Origin of the sequence: Jeotgalibacillus proteolyticus (assembly GCF_050107735.1) — a bacterium.
Lineage (GTDB): Bacteria > Bacillota > Bacilli > Bacillales > Jeotgalibacillaceae > Jeotgalibacillus > Jeotgalibacillus proteolyticus_A.
This window is the reverse complement of the sequence record NZ_JBNILO010000051.1, coordinates 1-249: the sequence shown is the minus strand read 5'-3', so window position 1 is coordinate 249 and position 249 is coordinate 1. Positions and strand designations below refer to the sequence as shown.

Annotated in this window: 1 rRNA gene; it reads right to left on the bottom strand. The window is 51.8% G+C overall.

The annotated features are described in order from the left end of the window. Nucleotides 1–121, bottom strand: a 23S ribosomal RNA gene (locus ACQCT8_RS19105); the annotation flags it as partial. Nucleotides 122–249: the final 128 nt, after the last annotated feature.

The window sequence follows — 249 nt, the reverse complement described above, 5'->3', positions numbered from 1 at the left end:
CCATTCGGAAATCTTCGGATCACAGCTTACTTACAGCTCCCCGAAGCATATCGGTGTTAGTACCGTCCTTCATCGGCTCCTAGTGCCAAGGCATCCACCGTGCGCCCTTTCTAACTTAACCAAAAAAATGGTTGATCAGCGTCGCGCTTCTTCGTCCGCTCGTGTCGTCATCTCCTCACGCACTGAAAAGTGCGCTCCGGGATTCCTCCACTCACGTCCTCGAATCACTCGCTGCTGAACCATTTTTAA